This is a genomic window from Hansschlegelia plantiphila (genome assembly GCF_027922265.1).
Taxonomy (GTDB): domain Bacteria; phylum Pseudomonadota; class Alphaproteobacteria; order Rhizobiales; family Methylopilaceae; genus Methylopila; species Methylopila plantiphila.
Genome location: NZ_BSFI01000012.1, coordinates 1 through 690, shown reverse-complemented (window position 1 = coordinate 690; position 690 = coordinate 1). Strand labels below are relative to the sequence as shown.

Here is a 690-nt window from a genome sequence, read left to right as displayed (position 1 = left end):
GCGTGCAGGTCCCCTTGAAGAAGGCGAACGCCCGGTCGTGGGCGTCGAACACCATCTCCTGGCTCTCGCGCGGATAGGCCCGCACGAACAGCATCCACGAGTGGCAGAGCCGGACGTGCGCCACCTTCACGGTCGTGGTGACGCCATTGATCAGGACGATCTCGTGGCTCCAGTCGAACTGGTAGGCCTCACCCGGATCGAAGCTCATCGGCACGAACGCCGCCGATGACGGCGACCGCTCACGCTGCCGACCTCGGGCGTAGCGCCGGACCGCGTCGTAGCCGCCCTCATAGCCCAGCGCCCGCAACGCCTCGAAGATCCGGATCAGCGTCAGCCGCTCGCGCGCCGCCCGTCCCTCGTTCTCCGTCAGCAGCCGGTCGAGGTCGTCGCGCCATGGCCCGAGCTTCGGGAGCGGCTGCACCTCGCGCTCATACTCGAACGCCGTCGCCCCAGACCGCAGCACCTTCCGCCCGTGTTCCGCGACATGTGCAGCTCGCGCACGATCTCCTTGATCGTCTTGCCGCGCACAAAATGCTCACGGCGGATCCCCGCGATCGTGTCCACGCCCTTCATCCCCCGGCCGCCCGTCCCTGACAAAGACAGGCAGCATGCGCAACGCACGCCCCGGGGGGCAAAATTGGACGCCGATCCCCCTCACAACGGGGTCAAAATTCCACGCCGGATCACAGC

At 67.5% G+C, this 690-nt stretch carries 1 pseudogene; it reads right to left on the bottom strand.

The annotated features are described in order from the left end of the window. Nucleotides 1-573: pseudogene (gene istA / locus PKE75_RS13135) on the bottom strand (IS21 family transposase); the annotation flags it as partial. Nucleotides 574-690: the final 117 nt, after the last annotated feature.